Raw genomic sequence first — 20,822 nt, 5'->3', positions numbered from 1 at the left:
CTACAAGCCCCGCCGGGGGCAGGCGCGTCTACTGCTTGCTCTCGATGTAATCGACGGCGGCCTGCACGGTACGGATGTTCTCGGCATCCTCATCGCTGATGGTCACGCCGAACTTGTCTTCCAGGCCCATGATCAGCTCGACGGTTTCCAGGCTGTCTGCGCCCAGATCCTCCACGAAGCGGGCCTCGGGGTTGATCTTGTCCGCGTCCACACCCAGCTTGTCCACAATCACATCTTTCACGTCATCAAAAGTCGCCATAGTTTTTTCCTCCTGTCTTGAAGTGTCCTTGAAATCTGGCCCAGTCTACACGGGCAGGGTGTGGGAGGCTACGTTCCTGAACGGGGTGCAAACAGGGACAAAGAAAGCTCTCAGCCAGACCCTCTCAGTGCGGATTCAAACCGCCGTCCACACCGATGGTCTGCCCGGTGATGTACCCGGCACCATCAGAGGCCAGGAACGCCACCAGCGCGGCGACTTCCTCCGGCTGGCCGAGGCGGGCCAGGGGAATGCCCGCCAGATAACCGTTCTTCACATCTTCCGCCAGCGTGGCCGTCATATCGGATTCGATGAAACCGGGGGCCACCGCGTTGACCGTGATGCCGCGCCCGCCGTATTCCTTGGCCAGCGCCTTGGTCAGCCCGATCAGCCCGGCCTTGCTGGCCACGTAGTTGGCCTGCCCTGGATTGCCAGTCAATCCCACCACACTGGCAATGTTGATAATCCGCCCACTGCGGGCGCGCATCATGTGTTTGATGGCCGCCCGGCACGCCGAAAACGCGCTGGACAGGTTGGTCTGGATCACGGCGTCCCAGTCCTCGTCCTTCATACGGATGGCGAGGCCGTCGCGGGTAATTCCGGCATTGTTGACCAGCACGTCCAGACGCCCCATCTGCTTGATCACGTCCTCGACGAGTTTCCCGGCGTTGGCAGGCATGGTGAGGTCAGCGCCGAACACCTCGGCACGGACGCCGTGGGAGCGGACTTCTTCAGCTACCTTCTCGGCCTCGGCGGCATTACGTCCGTAATGGACGGCAAGATCAAAGCCATCTGCGGCCAGTTTCAGGGCCATCGCGCGGCCCAGGCCCCGGCTGCTACCGGTGACGAGGGCGACTTTGTTGGGTTGGATGGACTCGGATGCAGTCATTGGACCTCTTTTTTCAAAACGGTGGTGACCGCTTGATTATCTTTTTCAAAACACTGCCAAGACCAGACAGGGGAAGCGGCCTCTCCACCCATCACATAGCAGGTCAAGGTCAGGTCCTTTTTGCCTGAGCGTTGAAGAAGCAAGTTGGCCCCTTCCGGCAAGGGGCTGAGCTGGGGTTTGAGGTAGGTGAAGCGTGAGCCACCAAGTACAGTTCCCGTCACGTTCAGAGTGTCGGCCCCCAGAGTGCCACTTCCCGACACACGGTACTCGTTGGGGCTGACATAGGTGGCGTTCAACTCAAGCCGCAAGCTCTGGCTCAAAATCTCCGCACCCTTCACAACGCCGCCCCAGGTTCCCCGCAGGACGCTGGGATGGTTGGCAAGGGCAATCGGTTCAGGTTTAAACCCACTTTCCCTGCCGCAGGATGTGGCCACCACCGCGACGAGAAACGCAAGAGCAAGTCTTTTCATGATTCACCATTGTCGCTTTCAGTAGGCATTAGGAGCAAGTCGCCCGCAACCCTTACAACTCGAACGCTTCCACATCCGCCGCCGTGCCCATCTGGATGGTCTTTGCACCCGGCACGATACGGCCCACCAGTCCGCTCAGCACCTTGCCGGGGCCGAATTCGATAAAGGTGTCCACGCCCATGCCCGCCAGCGCCTCGATCGTCTCCACCCAGCGCACCGCGCCCGTGATCTGGCGTTCCAGCAGCTCCGGCACGCGCTGGGGATCGTCATTCAATTCAGCCGTGACGTTCGCCAGCACCGGAAAGGCGAAGGGGCCGTAAGCCGCCGCCTTCAGATCGGGCGAGAGGCCAGCGGCAGCCGGGGCCATCAGGGCGCAGTGGAACGGGGCACTGACTTTCAATGGAATGGCTTTCAGGCCGCGCGCTTTCAGCTCAGCGCTGGCTGTTGCCACTGCTTCTGCCGTTCCGCTGATGACGGTCTGCGTGGGGGCGTTGAAGTTGGCGGGCTGCACGCCCGTGATCCCCTCGCAAACTTCCGCCACCACCGCCGGATCGCCCATGATGGCGCTCATGGCCCCGTCACCGGGTGCGACGGCCTGCTGCATCAGCGTGCCGCGTTTGCGGGTCAGGCGCAGAGCATTGGCCAATGTCAAAACCCCGGCAGCCACCAGGGCGCTGTACTCACCCAGCGAATGTCCGGCGGCCACCATCGGGGTCAGTCCCGTCTTTTCGTGCCAGACACGGTAGGCGGCAATGCTGGCGGCCACCAGAGCGGGCTGCTGGTTGGCGGTCAGGGTCAGGTCTTCAATGGGGCCAGTTTCGATCAGGGCGCGCAGACCCGGCAGTGTTTGCTCGGCCTCGGCATACACGGCCTCAGCCACTGGAAAAGCGGCGGCCAGATCAGCGCCCATCCCCACCGAGTGCGAACCCTGACCGGGAAACAGGGCGGCAATTCTGTTGGTGCTACTGGGGGGACTCAAGCGCCCACCTCGGCCAGCGCGGGTGCCTTTGCTTTCAGGCTGGGTGCGCCGCCCCACCATTTCATCGTTCCGGCCACCCAGCTCAGGCCGCCGCCGAAGGCGATCAGCAGCAGTTGCTGACCGTCCTTGACGCGCCCGTCCTGCACCGCCTCATCCAGCGCAAGCGGCACTGTGGCGCTGGAGGTGTTGCCGTAGCGGTCCAGATTGACCACGGTTTTGCTCATGGGAATGCCGAAGCGCTCCACAGCCGTCTCGATGATCCGCACGTTGGCCTGATGCGGAATTACCCAGTCCACGTCCGCGCTGGTCAGGCCGCTCTTTTGCAGCACCTTGTTGCCGCTGTCACCCAGCACGCGCACAGCGAACTTGAAGACCTCACGCCCGTTCATCCCGACGTACTGGCCCATCTGAAAGCCGCCGGGCAACTGCGGGGCGGCGCAGCGCAGGTACAGGCTGGACCCGCCCGCGCCGTCTGCACCCATGATGAACTCCTGAAAGCCCAGGCCCTCCGGCACCGGCCCCACCACTGCCGCGCCTGCACCGTCACCGAACAGGATGGCCGTTCCCCGGTCCTGCTGGTCCACGATCTTGCTCAGGGCCTCGGCTCCCACCACCAGCACGCGCCGCGCCACGCCGGACTGGATCAGGCCAGACGCCACGCTCAGGGCGTAGACGAAACCGCTACAGGCGGTGGACAGATCGAAGGCGGCGGCCCCCGTCAGCCCCACCTGCATGGCGATCAATGCGGCGGTGGAGGGCATCAGTGCGTCGGGGCTGACCGTGGCGCAGATCACCGCGTCCACTTCCCCCAGGGCGTCCGGGTCACGCGCCAGCATGTCGCGCACCGCGCCCACGCCCACGTCGGAGGTGTACTCGTCGGGGGCCGCGAACCGCCGCTCGCGGATGCCGGTGCGCGACTCGATCCACTCGGCGTTGGTGTCCATGTATGCCTCAAAATGCGCGTTGGGCACGATGCGTTCGGGTGCGTAACTTCCCAGGGCGGTGATGCCGATGCTGGGGCGGGCGGTGGAAGCGGTCATGGCAGTCACGGTAGCATTCTTTGAACGGACGTTCAATCAATTAAGTTCAGCGTTGAAGGACGCAATCCGGTGATAGGGGAGCAACGAAAAGGGGCGCACCCCGCAGGACGCGCCCCTCTCTTGATTCTGATTTACTCGGTCTTGTTCTCGCCCTCGCCCTCGGTCTGCTCGCCCTCAACCTGCTCGGTCTGGGGCTGCTCGGCTTCCGGCTGCGCTTCCTCGGCTTTGGCTTCTTGCGTCGCTTCAGGAGCAGCTTCTGCCGGAGCGGCCTCTTCCTGCTGGCCTACCTGCTCACCCTGCGCGGGCTTGCTGAGCTGTGCCATCGCCTGCTGGAGGCCCTTCTCACGCATCAGGCTGGCGTAGTAGGTGTTGATGCCGTCCGGCCCCAGGTTCTTGCTCAGTTCCTGCGGGTTCATGCCGTTGGCCTGTGCCAGAGCGTTCATGGTCTGGTTGAACTCGGCGTCGCTGACCTGCACTTTCAGGTCCTCGGCCAGCTTTTCCAGGGCCAGATCGCGCTTGACGCGGCTCTCGGCGTTCCTGGACAGATCGGCCATGAACTCGTCGAGCTTCCCCTGTTCCTGCATGAAGCTCTCGTACTCGCCCCACTTGACGCCCTGACGGCCCAGATCGTCCTTGATCTCTTCGAGCATGGCGTCACGGCGGCGGTCCAGCAGCGCGGCAGGAATCTCGGCGTCCATGTTCTCGGTCAGGTGCGACACGAACTCCTCGCGGCGGGCGGTTTCGCCCTCCTGCGCGGCGCGGCGTTCCAGCTCGGCCTTCAGGTCCGTCCGCAGCTTGTCCAGGCTATCGAAGTTCAGGCTCTTGGCGAACTCGTCGTCCAGTTCCTGGGTCTTCTTGACCTTGACGTCCTTGATGACCACCGTGACGGCGTGTTCGGGGTGTTCGTGATCGCCGTGCTGGTGCGCAGGAACCGTGATTTCCACAGTGTCGCCCTTGCTCTTGCCCAGCAGCGCTTCACGGACATGCTCTTCGGCCACGTCCAGGTAGATGGGGTAGGTGCCGCCGTCCTCGCCCTGTTCCTCCACGGTCACCTGATCGCTGGCCTCGATGGCACGCTCGGCTTCCTCGAAGGTGGCGTTGCGCTCCTGAAGATCGCCCAGGGTGCGCTCCATCACGTCGTCGGTGATCTCGGGGGATTCGGCGCTCAGGCTCAGGTTGCTCCAGTCGGCCAGCTTCACTTCGGGGTAGGTTTCGCCCTTGACCGTGAACTCGAAGGCCTGACCGCTCACCACTTCCTGGGGATCGATGTTGGCGTCCACCAGGCTCAGCTTCAGCTCCTGAGCGGCCTTGCTGTAGTTGGCCTGGAGCAGGCGGTCACGCACTTCCTGTTCCACGTAACCCTTGCCCACGCGGCCCTCGATGACCTTGCGGGGGGCCTTGCCGGGGCGGAAGCCGGGGACGCGCACGTCGCGCGCCAGCCCGGACCACACCTGGTCATATGCCCGGTTCACTTCGGAGGCGGGAACGGAAACCCTGAACTCCACCTTGTTGCCCTCTCTGCTGATCAGTTCTGCCACGTCATTTCTCCCGTTCGCTGTCCCACGCGGCCAGGGGTCCAGTGGGGACCACCGCCGGGGGCGCATTCCAGCTTTGATTTTTTGCCGTGTCGGTTGCGCTCCCTGCAAGTGCAGGACCAGCACGCACGCGACAAGCCGCTCAGCATCATAGTGCGTTTGGACCCTGTGCGTACACCCACCCCGGTTGCCCCTTCCCTCATCTGATGGCAGAGACAGCGGCGCGGCGGCCCTCCCGTGTGGAAAAAACCGCCGCGCTGCCCGTGTTGTGCCTGTTTTGGTGCTGTGTGTATTTTGGTGCTGTACCTGTCTTGCTGGTGCGAGGAAAGGGACTTGAACCCTCACATCCTACGGATACTAGATCCTAAGTCTAGTGCGTCTACCAGTTCCGCCATCCCCGCATGACTCAACCATCTTAAAAGAAAAATCCGGCCCTGGCCCGTGAAGGCAAGAGCCGGATGGTATGGGGTGGATTAGGGGACTTGAACCCCCGGCCTCCGCTGCCACAGAGCGGCGCTCTAACCAACTGAGCTAAACCCACCGTACGTCCTGTCACCACGCTCACAGGCCCACACATCCTAAACGTGCGCGGGCGGGGTGTCAATGACCCCAGCTTCCGCGCCGCCTTCATCCTCGCCGTGGGCGTGTTGCAGCTTGCGCCAGCGCTCGGCCACCCGCGCTTCCCAGCCCTCGCCCGTGGGGGCATACAGGCCCAAGTGAACGCCGTCCGGCAGGTAATTCTGCGCGAAGGAACCCTGGGGATTGTCGAAGTAATAGGCGTAGCCCTTGCCGTAGCCCTGCTGCCGCATCAGGGCGGTAGGGGCGTTGCGGAGATGGAGGGGCACAGGCAGATTCTCGCCGTCCCGAACCGCGTCCAGCGCCCGCTTCCACGCCACGTACACGCTGTTGCTCTTGGGCGCGAGGGCCAGATACACCACCGCCTGCGCCAGTGCCAGATCGCCCTCGGGACTGCCCAGAAACTCGGCGGTGTCGCGGGCGGCAATCGCCAGTCGCAACGCCTGCGGGTCCGCCAGCCCGATGTCCTCGGCAGCCATGCGGACAATCCGGCGGGCCACGTACAACCCGTCCGCACCGCCTTCCAGCATGCGGGCCAGCCAGTACAGCGCGCCGTCCACATGCGAGGCCCGCACCGATTTGTGCAGCGCGGAGATCAGGTTGTAGAAGTCCTCACCGTTCTTGTCCATCTGCGGCAGATGGCGGCCAAACGCCTCGGTGACGGATTCGGGGGTGACTGGATTGGCAAGTGAACTGGCGACTTCCAGCGTGCTGAGAGCGCGGCGGGCGTCCCCGTCGGCAAGCCTGGAAAGGAGGTCCAGCGCCTCGTCCGTCGCCTCAATTCCCGGCAGCCCGCGCGGGTCAGTCAACGCCCGCTCCAGCAGCCCGCGCACTTCTTCCTGACTCAGCGCCTCCAGCACCAATGTCCGCGCCCTTGAGCGCAACGCCGGGTTGACCTCGAAGGACGGGTTTTCAGTCGTCGCGCCGATCAGCGTGAGCAAACCCGATTCCACATGCGGCAGCAGCGCGTCCTGCTGGGCCTTGTTAAAGCGGTGAATCTCGTCCAGAAACAGGATGGTTTTCTGACCGCGCCCGCGCAGGCGTTCGGCCTCGGCGGTAGCCTCGCGCACGTCCTTGACTCCGGCAGAGACTGCGGATAGGGGGATGAAGTGCGCGCCAACCTCTCCGGCCAGCAGACGCGCCAGGGTGGTTTTGCCCACGCCGGGCGGTCCCCACAAAATTAAAGAACCCAGGCGGCCCGAGGCCAGCACGCGCGACAGCGGTTTGCCCGGCCCAAGCAAATGCGTCTGGCCCACCACCTCGGCCACGGTGCGCGGGCGCAGGCGTTCGGCCAGCGGGGCGGGAGGGTCAAACAGGGTCATGGGGCCGAGAATAATGGGTTGCGCCCCGCGCTTTGTGGACCGAAGCCCGATTTATGCTGTGCGTATGGACTTTGCCAAACAGGTTGAACTGGCCCGTTTTCCCGCCGGGGTGATGGTGACGGTGCGCCAGACCCCGGAAGGCCGCATCTTTCAGGCCGTGCAATCCGGGCGCGGGCTGGAACTCATGGTCACCACCGACGCCGTCAAGATGTACGGCGAGGGGCCGACGCTCCTGCTGGCGCTGGAGCGGCTGAAGAAAGCGGCGGAGGCCGGGCTGCCCACCGTCGGCGAGAACGGCAACTATCAGCGGGCGGTGTTCGTGGGGGACTGAGCCGGGGAGGGTTGATGGTTAAAGGTTGATGGAAAGGGACATTCGCGCGCCTTCCCATTATCCTGCCCCGTATGGACATCGCAGAGCGCTACATCCGGCTGGCCCACGCCATCGGCGTGCATTCCGAGGGTTTCGTGGACGGCTACGGCGGCCCGCAGGAATGGGCAGACCTCACCCGACGCGGACCCACCGAACTTCAGGCCGAGGCCGGGGCATTGCTGGAAGACGTGCAGGGCGTGACCGACGACGCCCGCCGCGAATTTCTGCGCGTGCAGGTGTCGGCCATGCAAACCATGACCAGGATCATCGGTGGAGAGGCCATTCCGTATGAGGAAGAGGTGCGCGGGCTGTACGACATTGACCCGGTGCGTGCCGATCCGAATGAGTTGGACGCCGCCCTGGACGCCCTGGAAACGGCGGTGCCGGGAAGCGGACCACTCTCCGAACGTATTGAAAAGTTGCGTCAGAAGGTGGTGGTCCCCAAAGACGATCTGTTGCGGCTGGCCGCCCCCATTCTGGCCGAACTCCGGCAGCGCACGCAGCAGCGCTTCGGCCTGCCGGAAGGCGAGGATTTCAGCATCTCGCTGGTGTCCGATAAGCCGTGGGGCGGGTACAACTGGCCGCTGGGCAACCTGAAAAGCCGGATTGACATCAACACCGATCTGCCCATGCCGCTGACTGGCCTGCCCGATCTGCTGGCCCACGAGGGCTACCCCGGCCACCACACCGAGCATTCAACGAAAGAGGCCCTGCTGGTCCGTGAGAAAGGCTGGCTGGAACACAGCATCCAACTGATGAACGCTCCCGAATGCGCCGTCTCGGAGGGGATTGCCACCAACGCCTTGGACGCCGTGATGGACGAGGACGAGGTGCATGACTGGCTGTGCGGCGAACTGGCGGCGCAGGCAGGATTGGACGGCAAAGACGTGCGGGTCTTTCTGGACGTGACCGGGGTGCAGAAAGGGCTGAAGAACGTGAGCGGCACGGCGGCGCTGATGCTGCACGGCGAGAAACGCCCCGAGGCCGAGGTGCTGGACTTCCTGGGCCGATACGCCCTGGCCACCCCCGAGCGTGCCCGCCAGACGCTGCGGTTTATCGGGCAGCCGCAGTTCCGGGCTTACATCTTCACCTACGCCGTGGGCAGCGATCTGGTGCAGGGCTGGACCAGGAAGCACGGCCCAGAGGGCTTTGGCCGCCTGCTGCGCGAGCCGCTGACGCCGGGCCAACTGGCGGCGGGCTAAAGCAGAGGCCCTGTTTAACGCCCAGTCCCTTTGAACTGACCCCCCACACGCTAGACTGCTCCCGATATGCCACTGGAGGTAGGAACACGCCTGGCGGGCCGCTATGACCTGCGTTCCCCGCTGGGCGAGGGCGGCAGCGCGCTGGTGTTCCGGGCGCACGATTCGCTGCTGGACCGCGACGTGGCCGTCAAGATGATGCACGCCCATGTGCCGGAATCAGATAAACAGCGTTTTCTGCGCGAGGTCCGCACGCTGGCCCGCCTGACGCACCCCGGCGTGATCCCCGTGCTGGATCTGGGCCTTGACCCCAGCGACGGACGCCCCTTTTTCACCATGCCGCTGATGACGGGGGGACCGATCACCGTGCTGGGACCGCTGGAAGATGCGCCCACCTCGCTGGCCCGCTACCTGACGGCGGCCTCGTTCGCCTCGCGGGCGCTGCATTTCATCCACTCGCGCGGCATTATCCACCGCGATCTGACTCCCGGAAACGTGCTGCTGGACGAAGCGTGGCTGCCGCGCATCATGGATTTCGGGCTGGTGGCGCTGTCGGAACACACCCGGCAGCTCACCCGCAGCGGGCTGACATTGGGAACCCCGGCATACATGGCCCCGGAGCAGGCCAAGGGAATAGGTGTGGGACCGCTGAGCGACCTTTACGCGCTGGGAGCGGTGCTGTACCGCGTGGCCTGCGGCAGCCCGCCCTTCGTGGGCGACAGCGATCAGAGCGTGCTGTTCCAGCATGTCTACGAGAAGATCACGGATCCGCGTGAGCTGAATCCGGCCATCCCCGACGCGGTGGCGCGGGTGCTGATCTCACTGCTCTCCAAGAAGCCGGAGGACCGCCCCGAATCCGGTGAGGCGCTGGCGCACCTGTGGGCGCTGGCCCGCCGCGACATCTGGACCGGGCACGCGCGCGGCCAGTACCGGGGCGGACGTACCCGCACGGGAGAGCATCCCGACGGCCCGGCCCGCGTTTCAAACCTGAAAGAAGTCTGGAGCGTGCCGCTGCCCGGCGAGGTCACCTGGCCCGCCGCCGTGGTGGGCGAGGGCGACTTGGTGGCGGTAGGCACGCGCGGGGGCCAACTGGTGCTGACCCACGCCTCCGGGCGGCCCTTTGCCACCTACGCGGCCCGCGACGAGGTGACGGCCCCAGCGGCTTTTCAGGGCGGTCATATCTTCTTCGGCGCGTGGGACGGCACCCTGCGCCGGGTGGAACTCCAGGGCGGCGCGGAGGTCTGGCGGCATCAGGCCCGCGCCGAGCTGACCGGCGCGCCGACGCTGTGGGCCGGACGGGTGCTGGCCTCCAGCCGCGACGGCCACCTGCATGCGCTGGACGCCCGCACCGGGGAACTGGCCTGGGCCTACCGCACCGACGGCCCGGTGGCGGCCAGCCCGCTGGTGTGGGCCGGAGCGGCGCTGGTCTGCGACGAGAACGGCTGGCTGCACGCGCTGGACGCCCTGAGCGGCAGCCCGCTGTGGAAGGTGGAGGTGGGAACGGTCCACGGCACGCCCGCGCTGCTGCCGGGTACCTCCGGCGAGGCGACGCTGGTGGTGGCCACCTGGGAGGGCGAGGTCCACGCGCTGGCCCTGAGCGCGGCGTCGGGCCGGGTGGCACTGGCCGAGGACGAGGCGATCCTGTGGACCTACGATCTGGAGGACGAGGTCTGGGCATCACCTGCCGTGACCCACAGCGGAACCGGCGATTCTGGACTGGCGATCCTGGCGGGCTGGGACGGCACCGTTCGCGCCCTGCGCCTGCACGACGGCGAGGACGTCTGGGCGCACCGCATGTCGGGCCGCGTGACCGCCAGTCCAGTGATCAGCGCGGGTCTGGTCTTCCTGGCCTCCGAGAGCGGGCAGTTGTGCGCGCTGGACGTGCGGGACGGCACAGTGCGCTGGACCCAGCAGGAGACGACGGGCGTGCAGGCCACCCCACTGGCAGCGGGCGGCACGCTGTACGTGGCCTTCATGGATGGCACCTTGCGCGCCTACCGCCAGCACAACCCGGAGTCGCCGGGAAGCGCGTGATTCGCCCGGTTCAGCCCAGTGACGCTGCCGTTATCGCCCACCACCGCTATCCGTCAGAGGCTGACATTGCCGAGCGTCCTATCTATTCCCAATAGCTGACGGACGCCATACAGCGCGGCCTCTACCTTGGATTCCTCGCACTCGACCATGAGGAGATTATTGCCGGGGCCGGTCTGACCCTGCTGGACTGGGGACCGAGTCAGGGCGATCCGCAGCCGTGGCGGGGCCGTATCGTAAACGTCTGGACGCATCCTGACCATCGGCGGCGTGGGCTGGCGCGTGAACTGGTGGGGCTTTGTCTGGACGCCACCCGTGAACGTGGAATCACCCGCCTGAGCCTGGGCACCACCTCAGAGGCCCGGCACCTGTACGAAACTCTGGGTTTTACGGCCAGCACTTCAGAGATGACAGTCATCCTCCGTTGGGCCGTCCAACGCGGAAGATTGGTGAGGGGGAGAGGCTCAGGCCCTGGCGGAAGTTTCCCCCAGCGCCTTCAGGAACACGCCCACAAATTCCTCGTCGCTCATGGGGTTCTGCCCCGTGATCAGTTCGCGGTCACGGACCACGTTGCTGGTCCACTTGTCGCCGTTCTGCACGGTCATGCCTGCGGCGGCCAGGGCGTCGGCGGGGTAGTACAGCATGGGGGCTTCAAAACCGCCCTCGGCGTCCTTTTCTTCCGGTGTGCTGAAGACGGTGACCTTGTAGCCGCTGTACGTGAAGTCCTCGGCTGTGGGCGTTTCTCCGGCTTCCAGTGCCCGCTGATACGCTCCTGCGGCAGGCTGCGCGGCCAGCAGAGCCACGGGCGCGTGACAGATCAATGCGGTGGGCAGCGAGCGCTCGTGGAAGTGCTTCAGCGCGTGGCCCAGATCGTGGTTGTGCATCAGTTCAATCATGGGGGCGTGGCCGCCGGGCAGGAACAGGGCGTCAAAGGCGTCCAGATTGGTCACGGCGTCGGCCAGCGGCACGATCTCGCCGGACAGGGTTTCGTCCACGAACGCCTTGATCTGTGTGTACTCCGCCTCGTCCTTGAAGAAATCCTTGCTGTCGCTGCCTGCGTCCAGCGGGGGACGGTTGCCGCGCGGTGTGGCAATAGTCAACTGATGGCCCGCCTCCACCAGTCGGTGCGCGGGGACGCCAAATTCATTGAGGTAGAAGCCAGTGGCGTGCGTCTTGCCATTCTGCAAGGGCAATTCGGAGTCGCTGGACATGATGACGAGGATTTTTTTGCTGGCGTCGGATGAGGTCATGCCGATTAACCTAGACCCAGTCCAGATCACGCTCTGTCAGGCGGATCACGCTGAAGTTAGAAAAGAACGTGCCAGTGGAAAGAAAGAGGGATCTTGGCCGTTCGTTTATGACGGGGCATCTGGCAGAGTTGTGGCAAATCAGAGAACAGGACGCGGCTCTGGAACTCGGGGCCGCGTCCTGATTTTGAGTGCCTCCGTTTACTACAGCGGCATATTCCCATGCTTCCGGTACGGCCTGACCTCGGCCTTGTCGCGCAGCATGGCAAAGGTCAGGATCAGGCGCTGGCGGGTGTCTTCCATCGGGATCACGTCGTCTATGTAGCCCTTGCTGGCAGCCACATACGGGTTGTCAAAGGCGTCCTTGTAATCGGCGATCTTCTCGGCGCGGGTGGCTTCGGGGTTCTCGCTGGCATTGATCTCGCGGCGGTAGACGATGTTGGCGGCCCCCTCCGCGCCCATCACGGCGACGGCGGCGGTGGGCCACGCATAGACGACGTCCGCGCCCATATCGCGGCTGTTCATGGCGAGGTACGCGCCGCCATAACTCTTGCGCGTGATCAGGGTGATCTTGGGGACGGTGGCCTCGGCGTAGGCGTACAGCATCTTCGCGCCATGACGGATGATTCCGGCATGTTCCTGCGCCACGCCCGGTAGAAAGCCAGTCACGTCCACGAGGGTCAGAATGGGGACGTTGTAGCAGTCGCAGGTGCGGATAAAACGGGCGGCTTTGTCGGACGCGTCAATGTTCAGCGTTCCGGCCATCACGCGCGGATTGTTGGCGACAATGCCCACACTCTGCCCACCCAGCCGCGCGAAGCCCACCAGAATATTCTTGGCCCAGTTCGGCTGGATTTCCAGAAAGGTGCCGTCGTCCACCAGTTCGTGAATCACCGCGTGCATGGCGTAGGGCTTGCGCTGATCGGGCAGAACGATGTCCAGCAGTTTGTCATTGCGACGGGTGACTGGATCATCGGTCTGGCGCACTGGGGGCTGTTCGTGGGCATTCTGGGGCAAGTAGCACAGCAGGTCACGTATCCCGGCCAGTACCGCCTCATCGCCGTCATATTCCAGGTGGGCCACGCCGCTCTTGCGGGTATGCACGTCCGCGCCGCCGAGCTGATCGAGGGTCACGTCCTCGCGTGTCACGCTCTTGATCACTTCCGGCCCGGTGATGAACATGTAGCTGCTGCCGCCGCTCATCAAAATAAAATCGGTCAGCGCTGGGGAATACACCGCGCCGCCCGCGCAGGGGCCGAGGATGGCGCTGATCTGCGGCACCGCGCCGGAATAAATGGCGTTGCGGTAGAAGATCTCGCCGTAGCCGCTCAGCGAGTCCACCCCTTCCTGAATGCGCGCCCCCGCCGAATCGTTGAGGCCAATGACCGGGCAACCCGTCTTGGCAGCCAGATCCATGATCTTGGTGACTTTTGCGGCGTTCATCTTGCCCAGGCTGCCGCCCAGCACCGTGAAATCCTGCGAGAAGACGAAGACCTGCCGCCCGTCGATGGTGCCGCTCCCGGTGACCACGCCATCCCCCGGAGCTTCCACCCCCTGCATCAGGCGTCCACCCCGGTGTTCCACGAAGGTTCCCATCTCTAAGAAGCTGCCGGGGTCCAGCAGGGCGTCAATGCGTTCGCGAGCGGTCAGCTTGCCGCCGTCACGCTGCTTTTGCTGACGCGCTTTGCCGCCGCCCGCTTCCACCTTGCCGCGCCGCTGCTCCATCTCGGCGATCAGTTCCTGCAACTCCATACCGGGTTGTGTCATGGGGTGCATCCTATCCAAACGGGCGTTAGGAAGTTCTTCGGCCCACTCAGCGCGTCGGCAGGTTTGCCAGCAGCGCCCTGGCCTTTTCGGCCACCTCGGCGTCGGCCACGATCACGTAATGGTCAGCGCGCATCCCGCCAATGGACGTGAAATCACGCCGCCCACCGCTGAGGGCATACCCCACCAGTCCCCAGACCAGCCCGAAAATTGCGCCCAGCACCATGCCGTAGGCCACCGAGAACAGCAGGTTGCCGCCGCCCAGGCCCAGAAGGTTAAAGATCAGGCCCACGAACAGGCCGATAAACAGCCCCTGCCCAAAGCCCAGGCCCGCCGCACGGCCCCAGTCCAGGCGGCCCGTGACCTGCTCGATGGTTTTGAGGCCCTCACCGATGATGGCAGTGCGCTCCACGGGAAATTTCTCGTCGCTCAGGTAATCGACGGCGCGCTGGGCCTCTGGGTATGTGCTGTATGTTGCCACGTTGATGCGGGCACTCTGGTCTGGAATCAGGGCGGAACGGGGATCGGGCTGGGTCATGGGGTCACTTCCTTGGCCCCAGCCTAGAGAACCGGACCACCGCCCATCTGAGCGCCGTGTTCAGCCGGTTTTACCTTTGCCAGAGAGAGCGTTGGCTTTCTGGCGTTTACCGCCCCACCTCCACCACAATTCCCTCGGCCTCGCTCATGCGGACGATGTTGGCGAGGGTGTGGATAGGAACCCCCAGATCGGCCAGAAATTCGCGGCCCAGTTCAAACTGCTTTTCCACCACGCAGCCCAGGCCCAGCAGGGTTGCGCCGCTGAGTTCGATCATCCCGGTCAGGGCGCGCAGGGTGCCGCCAGAGGCCAGAAAGTCGTCGATGATGACCACGCGGTCTTCTGGCCCCAGGAATTCGCTGCTGATAAACAGGTCCACGTTTCCGCCCTTGGTGCGGCTGACCGACGACGCCGTGAAGGCGGGTTCCTTCATGGTCAGCGGCTTTTTCTTGCGGGCGTAGACCATCGGCACGTTCAGTTCCATCGCGGCGGAAATAGCGGGGGCGATGCCACTGACCTCAATGGTCAGGACCTTGTTGGGTTTCAGAGGGGCAAACAGTTCCGCGAAGCGCACGCCCATCTCACGCGTCAGGCCCGGCAGGAGTTGATGGTTGACCAGACCGTCCACCTTGAGAAAACCGCCGGGCAGAATCACGCCCTGTTCACGAATCGCGTCCACCAGTGATTGCATGCGGGAAAGTGTATCCGCCGGGTGGCCGCTGCGGCGCGGAGGGATTTAGACCAGACTGCGGGGGATGCCCGCCCTGCCTGACCTGACCCCTGCCGAACTCGCCGCCTTCTCGCAGAAGTATGGGGTGGAGGATGGACTGGAACGGCTGCCCAGCGTCGGTATCGTCAACCGGGTCTACCGCGCGGCCCTGAACGGCCAGCCCATAGTTCTCCGCATTCCCATGCCGGGAGACATCAAAGACGCCCTGACTGAGAGCGTGGCCGCGCCCGCTGCCTTTTACGCCGGGGTGAGGACGCCGGAACTGCTGGTCTTCGACGATGACCGGGATGTGGTGGACGCACCCGTCACCCTCTACGCCTTCGCGCCGGGCCGCAGTCTGGAAAGTTACGGCTGGACCGAGAATGACCCGCGTCTGCTGCGCGCTTACCAGGAGGCGGGGCGTGAACTGGCACGGCTGCACCGAAACGTGACCACCGCGCCCGATCCGCAGGGCAGGCTCAATCCTATCGCCCCGCCCAACCTGCCCCGCACCCTGGCCCGCGTGACCAACAGCAAAACGTTGGGGCTGACCGACGCCACCTGGGCCACGGAAACGGTCTCCCGGCTGCTGGCTGCGGCCCCACCTCCCGCCCCGGTCTTCCTGCACAACGATCTGCACGCCGGAAACCTGATGGTCACGGACGATGGCGCGGTCACGGCGCTGATCGACTGGGGAGACGCGGGCTGGGGTGACCCGGTGCTGGACCTGACCTACGCCGGGCCGCTGGCCGCCCCCGAACTGCTAAGCGGTTACGGCGAGGAGGCCGTGCTAGACGGCGGCGCGACGCTGCGCCTGCTCGCGTATCTGCTTGAGGACGCCACCCGCCGCCTCGCCTACGTTCCTGAGAGCCACGAGACGGACCTGTGGTACACCCACCCCGGCACCGCGCTGATGCAGCTTTTACGCGTGTCGGTGCAATTCCCAGAGTGGCGGGACTGGCTGGGCCATCAGGGCTGAGGGCCGCCGAACACGTACAGCACCTGCATATCCCCATTGGCCTGCCGTGTGGTCTGTACTTCAATGCTCTGCCCGTCGCGGCTGAGGGTGGCGTGGGCACTGCGGGCATCTGGAAAGGTGCGTTCCCCGATGTCGAAGCCCTGGAGCTGAAGCTGGTTGGTGGCGAAGGCCAGGGCGCTGCGGGCGTCCAGTCCTTTCGGCAGGCGGTAGGTCAGCAGCGCCGTCCTTTTTGCCGTGTCGTAGCGCGTACCCAGCACACCGGCCCCTGCCGGAACGCCGACGCGCAGGCCCTGGCCTTCCTCCTGCAACCCAGCATTGGTCAATCCACCCGCGTAGATGCCCCAGCCCACCCCGGAGGTGGTGCCGCTCAGCAGAGGCTTAGGCAGCGGGACAGGCATCGTCTGCGCTATGACCGGACTGGCAGACAGTGCCAGAGCAGCGGCCAGCATGCCAGCTTTCCAGTTCAACCGCTCACCATGAATCATGCCCGCCATCCTAAACGCGGAAAATGAAAGACGTGTGCCTCAAAAATCACAACTCCGTGCCAGTCCATCTCACCGCAAAAGGCAACCGAAGGCCGTCGGGCGCGCAGCGCACGGGCCGCATTCAGCGTGACGGAGCAGGGCATCAGACCCGGAGGCCGCCGCCCACGCCCGCCCAGAACTTCCAATCCTCCTGCCCAGTGCAACGCTAGCTCCCCCTGCCCCCCTGGGGTAGGGGGCTGGGGGGTGGGGCAAATAGCTGAAGCCCCAGCCTCAAACAAGCCTAAAGTTCGTTGACTTCCGGCTTGAACCCAACCTCCCGGATGTACTTCAGATACTCATCCTCACTCAGCGCCTCTTTCTTCCCGCTCAGGGCAACAAAGAACGCTTCCAGCACGTTGGTGGCAAAGTTGCGGCTGCCCATGCGCGGCGTCGTGGTGATCAACCGCGCCACGCCGCGCTCCTTCATCCAGCCCCGGTCCGCCTCGGTAATCGTCTGCGTCAGAATGGTCTTGCCTTCCAGATGTTTCGGGGCGTAGCGCTTGGCGTAATGGGTGTCCCCGGCGATCACGTCGGCCCAAGCGTAGTACTTGGTGCCCTTGCCCTCCACGCTGCTTTCCTGCTTAGCCCCTGTGGGGTAAAACCAGTCCTGCGGCAGCTTGGTGATCACCGGCAGCACCAGCTTCGCCACGTTCCGCAAAGCCGCCAGCGAGCGCAACGGGCGGTCAATGCCCAGCCCGAACACCACGTCCCCGAACACGATGTCCGCGCCGTGCTGCGCCAGCGCCTCGGCCATGCCGAAACGGTCCACGGCAGAGACCATCAACACCTTCTGGGTGCGCCAGTTCAGCAACGGATCAAGCTGGGCAATCGCGTCGCGCTCCAGCGTATTCTTCAGGCCGCTGCCGTCCAGTACAGGGGTCTGTTTGGCGTTCGCTATCAGCTTCTTGACATTGTTGAACAGGTAGCGCTTGCCATCCGCGATGACATACAGGTCCGCGCCGCCCAGCCCGAAGGCGTCTATCTTGCCGTCCAGCGCCCCGAACAGATCGGCAGCCTTTTTCGCGTCGGCGTCGGTGCCGATGCGTTCCAGAATGAACGGCTGACCCAGCAGGTTGACTTCCTCGCGGGCGTTGCGCTTGCTGCTGCCCAGGCTGACGCTGACGACATGTTTGTAGCCAGGGGGAGCCGGGGTCCAGCCGCTCAGAAGATCACTCATGGGGGGCATTGTAGGCGGCTGCGCCGCGTCTGAGGGTCAAGGGGTCTGAAGGTCTGGCACGAGAGAACCCCGCCCCGCATCCAGCCTTCTGCACGGCCCAGACTGCTACCCTGCCCCCATGAAGCGCAGCCTGCCCGAACTTCAGACCTCGCCCCAGCCGCTGGTGATGGTCACCGCCTACGATTACCCCGGCGGGCAGCACGCCGAGGCCGCCGGGGTGGACCTGATTCTGGTGGGCGACAGCCTGGGCAACGTGGTGCTGGGCTACGACTCCACCGCCCCGGTCACGCTGGCCGACATGATCCACCACGCCCGCGCCGTGCGCCGGGGTGCGCCGGAGACGTTCATGGTGGTGGATCTGCCCTTCGGCACGTACCACACCGGGGTGCAGGACGCCATGCGAAACGCCGTGCGCGTGATCCAGGAAACGGGGGCGGACGCGATCAAGATGGAGGGAGCCTCGCCCGAAATCCTGGCCGTGGTGCAGACGCTGACCCGCAACGGCATCCCCGTGATGGGCCATGTGGGCCTGATGCCCCAGACCGCCACCGCGCAGGGCGGCCTGAAGGTGCAGGGCAAGGACGACGCCAGCGCCCGCGCCACCCTGGAAGGCGCACAGGCGCTGGAGGCGGCGGGGGCTTTTGCCCTGGTGCTGGAAGTGATTCCCGCCCGCCTCGCCAGGCTGATCAGTGAGAAACTGACCATCCCCACCATCGGCATCGGCGCAGGCATGGGGTGCGATGGGCAAGTGCTGGTCACCCACGACTTGCTGGGCGTCTACGAGGGCGAGGAAAAGAAGATCGCCAAACGGTATGCCGAGGTGGGCCAGATTTCCCGCGAGGCGATTGAGAAGTACGCCGCCGAGGTCCGCGCCCGCGAATTTCCGGCGAAGGACAACAGCTTCGTGATGAAAGACGAGGTGTTGGACAAGCTGTATTGAGGGTTGGAGGCTGGACAGCCTGACTTTCCAAAACCCACTACCCTCTTCCCCATGAACTACGACGATTTCGCGGACCTGTATGACCACCAGTACGAGCTGTACCGCGATGATCTGCATTTCTATGCGGGCGTGGCCGAGCGGATGGCGGGGTCAGTACTGGAGGTGGGAGCCGGAACCGGGCGCGTGACCGCGTATCTGGCACGGCGCGGCGTGGACGTGACCGGACTGGAACCCAGCGCCCGCATGATTGAGCGGGCGCAGGAGCGGGCGGCGGGCGGCGGACTGGAGCTGAAGCTGGTGCAGGGCGACATGCAGACCTTCCGGTTGGAGCAGAAGTTCGGGCTGGTGATCGCGCCCTTCAACGCGCTGATGCACCTGTATACCCCGAACGAGCAGCTCGGGGCACTGCAAAACCTGCGCGCACACCTGGAGCCGGGGGGCCAGTTTGCTTTTGACCTGTACCTGCCGCGCTTTGGCAAACCCAACACCGTGCGCCACGAGGGGGAGACCCTGCACGCGCCGGACGGGGGCCGCACCGACATCTTTCTGGTGCAGCGCCACGACAAGCTGCGGCAGCACATCACCACCGAATATTCCGCGGACACCACGCACCCAGATGGGCGGCTGACCCGGCGGCATTACACCCTGACCCAGCGCTATTACACCCGCTACGAGGTGGAGTGGCTGCTGCGCTTCGCGGGCTTCGAGTCGCCGCGCGTGACGGGCAGCTTTCAGGGCGGACCGCTGGAAAAAGGCAGCGAGGTGATGGTCTTCCAGACGCGGGCACTCTAGCGGCGTCGGGATGTCCACGGCGGAAATTATTAGCCGTGACTAAATCCCTGTCGGATGCCGTGCTATTGCCCGCCCTGTCAGCCGTTAGAATCACGCCTGATGCCTCTTGCTTATCTGGCGCGGATCGCGCAGACGCCTGCACCCACATTCGAGGAAGGGCGAAGGGCCGAGTTGATCGCGGAGTTGTGGCGGGAACTGGGCTACCCCTGCGACATCGACGCGGTGGGCAACGTGCTGACCCGTATCGTCCCCCCCGGCACCGAGGGCCGCCCGGCGCTGCTGCTGGCCTCGCACCTGGACACCGTATTCGAGGCCGCAACCGACGTGACCGTGCGCGAGGAAGGTGGGCGGCTGATCGGGCCGGGGGTGGGTGACAACAGCGCCAGTCTGGCCGTGCTGACCGCGCTGCTGCGTGACCTGCGCGGACAGGTGGGCGTGCTGCGCCGTCCGCTGTGGCTGGCGGCCAACGTGGGCGAGGAAGGGCTGGGCGACCTGCGCGGCAGCAAGTACCTGATCTCGCAGCACCGCGAGCAGTTGGGCGCATTCATTGCGGTGGACGGTTACCTGGGCATCGCGGTCACGCGCGGAGTAGGGGTGCGGCGCTACCGGGCCACCTTCCTGGGACCGGGCGGGCACTCCTGGGGCGATCAGGCCCCCAGCACCCTGCACGCGCTGGGACGGGCCATCAGCGCGCTGTATGCCCTGCCGCTGCCGCCCACGCCGCGCACCACGCTGAATGTGGGGGTGGCCTCGGGCGGCACCAGCGTCAACTCCATCGCGGCCAGCGCCGAACTGCTGCTGGACCTGCGCTCGCTGGACCCCGAGGTGCTGGGCAAACTGGACCGCCGCGCAGTTTCGGCCCTGCACGCGGCGGCGCGCGAGGCCGGGGTGACCGTGCGGATCGAGCAGGTGGGGGACCGCCCCGGCGGCGACCTGCACAGCGCGGCCCTGCTGCCCCTGATCCGCGAGGCCGCCCGCGAGAACCGTACGGACCTTCGGACGGCGGCCAGCAGCACCGACGCCAACGCCGCCGCACCCCACGGTCTGCCTGCCGTCGCCATCGGCGTGTATCGGGGCGGCAACGCGCACCGGCTGGACGAATGGGTGCAGACCAGCAGCCTGGAACCGGGCCTGAAATTCCTGCGCCGCGTGGTGGAGCTGTACCAGGGGCAGCCCGTGGCGTGATACCAGTCACCAAAATTCCGACTGAACTCTCAGAAAAGCGCCGAGAGTTTCGCCTCCATTTCGGTGACTGGTCTTTTTCACTCCTCGCTCCGCTCGGAAAATCAGGCTTTATTGAGCCTGGTTTTCAATGATTGGCGTGAGTCATCTGAAGGCGGGAGGCCAGCTCTGCTGGGACACCCCCCACCTTCCCCCGACGCCACTGTAGCCATTCCTGCTTTTTGACGTGCAGGCGCAGGCTTTCGTGACTTCTGCATCAATTCCGGCCCACCATTTTCCCATCTGTTCGGAGCAGAATGGGGGTCA

At 65.0% G+C, this 20,822-nt stretch carries 20 protein-coding genes, 2 tRNA genes and 1 pseudogene; 8 read left to right on the top strand and 15 right to left on the bottom strand.

Annotation, left to right across the window (positions count from 1 at the left end; genetic code table 11):
- Nucleotides 1-28: 28 nt before the first annotated feature.
- From acpP to Q319_RS0107430, 9 genes are all read right to left on the bottom strand, one after another.
- Nucleotides 29-259, bottom strand: a complete 231-nt coding sequence (gene acpP / locus Q319_RS0107470; RefSeq protein WP_029481524.1) for an acyl carrier protein — start codon at nt 257-259, stop codon at nt 29-31.
- Nucleotides 260-383: 124 nt separating this feature from the next.
- Nucleotides 384-1,145, bottom strand: a complete 762-nt coding sequence (fabG, locus tag Q319_RS0107465) for a 3-oxoacyl-[acyl-carrier-protein] reductase (RefSeq protein WP_029481523.1) — start codon at nt 1,143-1,145, stop codon at nt 384-386.
- Nucleotides 1,142-1,615, bottom strand: a complete 474-nt coding sequence (locus Q319_RS0107460) for a hypothetical protein (RefSeq protein ID WP_029481522.1) — start codon at nt 1,613-1,615, stop codon at nt 1,142-1,144. The genes fabG and Q319_RS0107460 overlap by 4 nt, the downstream gene beginning before the upstream one ends.
- Nucleotides 1,616-1,667: 52 nt before the next feature.
- Entirely contained in the window at nt 1,668-2,594 is a 927-nt protein-coding gene (fabD, locus tag Q319_RS0107455) for an ACP S-malonyltransferase (RefSeq protein ID WP_029481521.1), read from the bottom strand.
- The gene (locus tag Q319_RS0107450) at nt 2,591-3,634 is read right to left on the bottom strand and encodes a beta-ketoacyl-ACP synthase III (protein WP_029481519.1); all 1,044 of its coding nucleotides are present in this window, start codon (nt 3,632-3,634) and stop codon (nt 2,591-2,593) included. Before Q319_RS0107450 ends, fabD begins: the two co-directional genes overlap by 4 nt.
- Nucleotides 3,635-3,765: 131 nt before the next feature.
- The gene (gene tig, locus Q319_RS0107445; RefSeq protein ID WP_029481518.1) at nt 3,766-5,172 is read right to left on the bottom strand and encodes a trigger factor; all 1,407 of its coding nucleotides are present in this window, start codon (nt 5,170-5,172) and stop codon (nt 3,766-3,768) included.
- A gap of 312 nt (nt 5,173-5,484) precedes the next feature.
- Nucleotides 5,485-5,570 (bottom strand) — tRNA-Leu (locus Q319_RS0107440).
- A gap of 63 nt (nt 5,571-5,633) precedes the next feature.
- Nucleotides 5,634-5,710: transfer RNA gene (locus Q319_RS0107435), tRNA-His, on the bottom strand.
- 37 nt (nt 5,711-5,747) lie between these two features.
- Nucleotides 5,748-7,067 carry a replication-associated recombination protein A gene (locus Q319_RS0107430; RefSeq protein WP_034414207.1) on the bottom strand — a complete coding sequence of 440 codons (1,320 nt, stop codon included), beginning with the start codon at nt 7,065-7,067 and terminating at the stop codon, nt 5,748-5,750.
- Nucleotides 7,068-7,131: 64 nt separating this feature from the next.
- On the opposite strand from Q319_RS0107430, the gene Q319_RS0107425 reads away from it, so the two are divergent.
- The 4 genes and pseudogenes from Q319_RS0107425 to Q319_RS28970 form a co-directional block, all read left to right on the top strand.
- Entirely contained in the window at nt 7,132-7,398 is a 267-nt protein-coding gene (locus tag Q319_RS0107425; protein WP_029481516.1) for a hypothetical protein, read from the top strand.
- 71 nt (nt 7,399-7,469) lie between these two features.
- A complete protein-coding gene (locus Q319_RS0107420; RefSeq protein WP_029481515.1) occupies nt 7,470-8,639 on the top strand; it encodes a hypothetical protein in 1,170 nt (389 codons plus the stop codon).
- Nucleotides 8,640-8,705: 66 nt separating this feature from the next.
- Nucleotides 8,706-10,670 (top strand): serine/threonine-protein kinase, encoded by a 1,965-nt coding sequence (locus Q319_RS0107415; protein WP_034414204.1) that lies wholly within the window; start codon nt 8,706-8,708, stop codon nt 10,668-10,670.
- A 95-nt stretch (nt 10,671-10,765) separates the two neighbouring features.
- Nucleotides 10,766-11,065: pseudogene (locus tag Q319_RS28970) on the top strand (GNAT family N-acetyltransferase); the annotation flags it as partial.
- A 66-nt stretch (nt 11,066-11,131) separates the two neighbouring features.
- Here the strand turns inward: Q319_RS28970 and Q319_RS0107405 are convergent.
- The 4 genes from Q319_RS0107405 to xpt all read right to left on the bottom strand — a co-directional run bounded on the left by Q319_RS0107405 (nt 11,132) and on the right by xpt (nt 14,904).
- Entirely contained in the window at nt 11,132-11,917 is a 786-nt protein-coding gene (locus Q319_RS0107405; RefSeq protein WP_051655189.1) for a type 1 glutamine amidotransferase domain-containing protein, read from the bottom strand.
- A gap of 201 nt (nt 11,918-12,118) precedes the next feature.
- A complete protein-coding gene (locus Q319_RS0107400) occupies nt 12,119-13,681 on the bottom strand; it encodes an acyl-CoA carboxylase subunit beta (RefSeq protein WP_029481509.1) in 1,563 nt (520 codons plus the stop codon).
- A 46-nt stretch (nt 13,682-13,727) separates the two neighbouring features.
- Nucleotides 13,728-14,216 (bottom strand): YflT domain-containing protein, encoded by a 489-nt coding sequence (locus Q319_RS0107395; protein ID WP_029481507.1) that lies wholly within the window; start codon nt 14,214-14,216, stop codon nt 13,728-13,730.
- Between the two features lie 106 nt (nt 14,217-14,322).
- Entirely contained in the window at nt 14,323-14,904 is a 582-nt protein-coding gene (gene xpt, locus Q319_RS0107390) for a xanthine phosphoribosyltransferase (RefSeq protein WP_029481505.1), read from the bottom strand.
- Nucleotides 14,905-14,968: 64 nt separating this feature from the next.
- On the opposite strand from xpt, the gene Q319_RS0107385 reads away from it, so the two are divergent.
- Nucleotides 14,969-15,901 (top strand): aminoglycoside phosphotransferase family protein, encoded by a 933-nt coding sequence (locus Q319_RS0107385; protein ID WP_029481503.1) that lies wholly within the window; start codon nt 14,969-14,971, stop codon nt 15,899-15,901.
- On the opposite strand, the gene Q319_RS0107380 is transcribed toward Q319_RS0107385, so the two are convergent.
- Nucleotides 15,892-16,386, bottom strand: coding sequence for a hypothetical protein (locus Q319_RS0107380; protein WP_156039219.1), 495 nt, complete (start codon nt 16,384-16,386; stop codon nt 15,892-15,894). The two genes, Q319_RS0107385 and Q319_RS0107380, sit on opposite strands and share 10 nt — an antisense overlap.
- 280 nt (nt 16,387-16,666) lie before the next feature.
- Nucleotides 16,667-17,602 carry a hypothetical protein gene (locus Q319_RS0107375; protein ID WP_029481499.1) on the bottom strand — a complete coding sequence of 312 codons (936 nt, stop codon included), beginning with the start codon at nt 17,600-17,602 and terminating at the stop codon, nt 16,667-16,669.
- A gap of 118 nt (nt 17,603-17,720) precedes the next feature.
- Between Q319_RS0107375 and panB the strand changes: the two genes are divergently transcribed.
- From panB to Q319_RS0107360, 3 genes are all read left to right on the top strand, one after another.
- Nucleotides 17,721-18,542 carry a 3-methyl-2-oxobutanoate hydroxymethyltransferase gene (panB, locus tag Q319_RS0107370; protein ID WP_029481498.1) on the top strand — a complete coding sequence of 274 codons (822 nt, stop codon included), beginning with the start codon at nt 17,721-17,723 and terminating at the stop codon, nt 18,540-18,542.
- Nucleotides 18,543-18,593: 51 nt separating this feature from the next.
- Nucleotides 18,594-19,334: a class I SAM-dependent methyltransferase gene (locus Q319_RS0107365; RefSeq protein WP_029481497.1), complete on the top strand. Its 741-nt coding sequence runs from the start codon at nt 18,594-18,596 to the stop codon at nt 19,332-19,334.
- Between the two features lie 99 nt (nt 19,335-19,433).
- A complete protein-coding gene (locus Q319_RS0107360; RefSeq protein ID WP_029481495.1) occupies nt 19,434-20,519 on the top strand; it encodes a M20/M25/M40 family metallo-hydrolase in 1,086 nt (361 codons plus the stop codon).
- Nucleotides 20,520-20,822: the final 303 nt, after the last annotated feature.

Origin of the sequence: Deinococcus marmoris DSM 12784, assembly GCF_000701405.1 — a bacterium.
GTDB lineage: Bacteria > Deinococcota > Deinococci > Deinococcales > Deinococcaceae > Deinococcus > Deinococcus marmoris.
The sequence above is the reverse complement of the archived record's forward strand: the minus strand, read 5'-3'. Positions and strand labels throughout refer to the sequence as shown.

Coding starts and splice junctions, on each gene's coding strand:
- Q319_RS0107400 (WP_029481509.1), bottom strand. CDS start 13,681: ATGACACAACCCGGTATGGAGTTGCAGGAACTGATCGCCGAGATGGAG.
- Q319_RS0107420 (WP_029481515.1), top strand. CDS start 7,470: ATGGACATCGCAGAGCGCTACATCCGGCTGGCCCACGCCATCGGCGTG.
- Q319_RS0107450 (WP_029481519.1), bottom strand. CDS start 3,634: ATGACCGCTTCCACCGCCCGCCCCAGCATCGGCATCACCGCCCTGGGA.
- Q319_RS0107460 (WP_029481522.1), bottom strand. CDS start 1,615: ATGAAAAGACTTGCTCTTGCGTTTCTCGTCGCGGTGGTGGCCACATCC.
- fabG (WP_029481523.1), bottom strand. CDS start 1,145: ATGACTGCATCCGAGTCCATCCAACCCAACAAAGTCGCCCTCGTCACC.
- Q319_RS0107415 (WP_034414204.1), top strand. CDS start 8,706: ATGCCACTGGAGGTAGGAACACGCCTGGCGGGCCGCTATGACCTGCGT.
- Q319_RS0107365 (WP_029481497.1), top strand. CDS start 18,594: ATGAACTACGACGATTTCGCGGACCTGTATGACCACCAGTACGAGCTG.
- Q319_RS0107395 (WP_029481507.1), bottom strand. CDS start 14,216: ATGACCCAGCCCGATCCCCGTTCCGCCCTGATTCCAGACCAGAGTGCC.
- Q319_RS0107425 (WP_029481516.1), top strand. CDS start 7,132: ATGGACTTTGCCAAACAGGTTGAACTGGCCCGTTTTCCCGCCGGGGTG.
- Q319_RS0107405 (WP_051655189.1), bottom strand. CDS start 11,917: ATGACCTCATCCGACGCCAGCAAAAAAATCCTCGTCATCATGTCCAGC.
- panB (WP_029481498.1), top strand. CDS start 17,721: ATGAAGCGCAGCCTGCCCGAACTTCAGACCTCGCCCCAGCCGCTGGTG.
- Q319_RS0107380 (WP_156039219.1), bottom strand. CDS start 16,386: ATGATTCATGGTGAGCGGTTGAACTGGAAAGCTGGCATGCTGGCCGCT.
- Q319_RS0107430 (WP_034414207.1), bottom strand. CDS start 7,067: ATGACCCTGTTTGACCCTCCCGCCCCGCTGGCCGAACGCCTGCGCCCG.
- Q319_RS0107375 (WP_029481499.1), bottom strand. CDS start 17,602: ATGAGTGATCTTCTGAGCGGCTGGACCCCGGCTCCCCCTGGCTACAAA.
- acpP (WP_029481524.1), bottom strand. CDS start 259: ATGGCGACTTTTGATGACGTGAAAGATGTGATTGTGGACAAGCTGGGT.
- Q319_RS0107360 (WP_029481495.1), top strand. CDS start 19,434: ATGCCTCTTGCTTATCTGGCGCGGATCGCGCAGACGCCTGCACCCACA.
- Q319_RS0107385 (WP_029481503.1), top strand. CDS start 14,969: ATGCCCGCCCTGCCTGACCTGACCCCTGCCGAACTCGCCGCCTTCTCG.
- xpt (WP_029481505.1), bottom strand. CDS start 14,904: ATGCAATCACTGGTGGACGCGATTCGTGAACAGGGCGTGATTCTGCCC.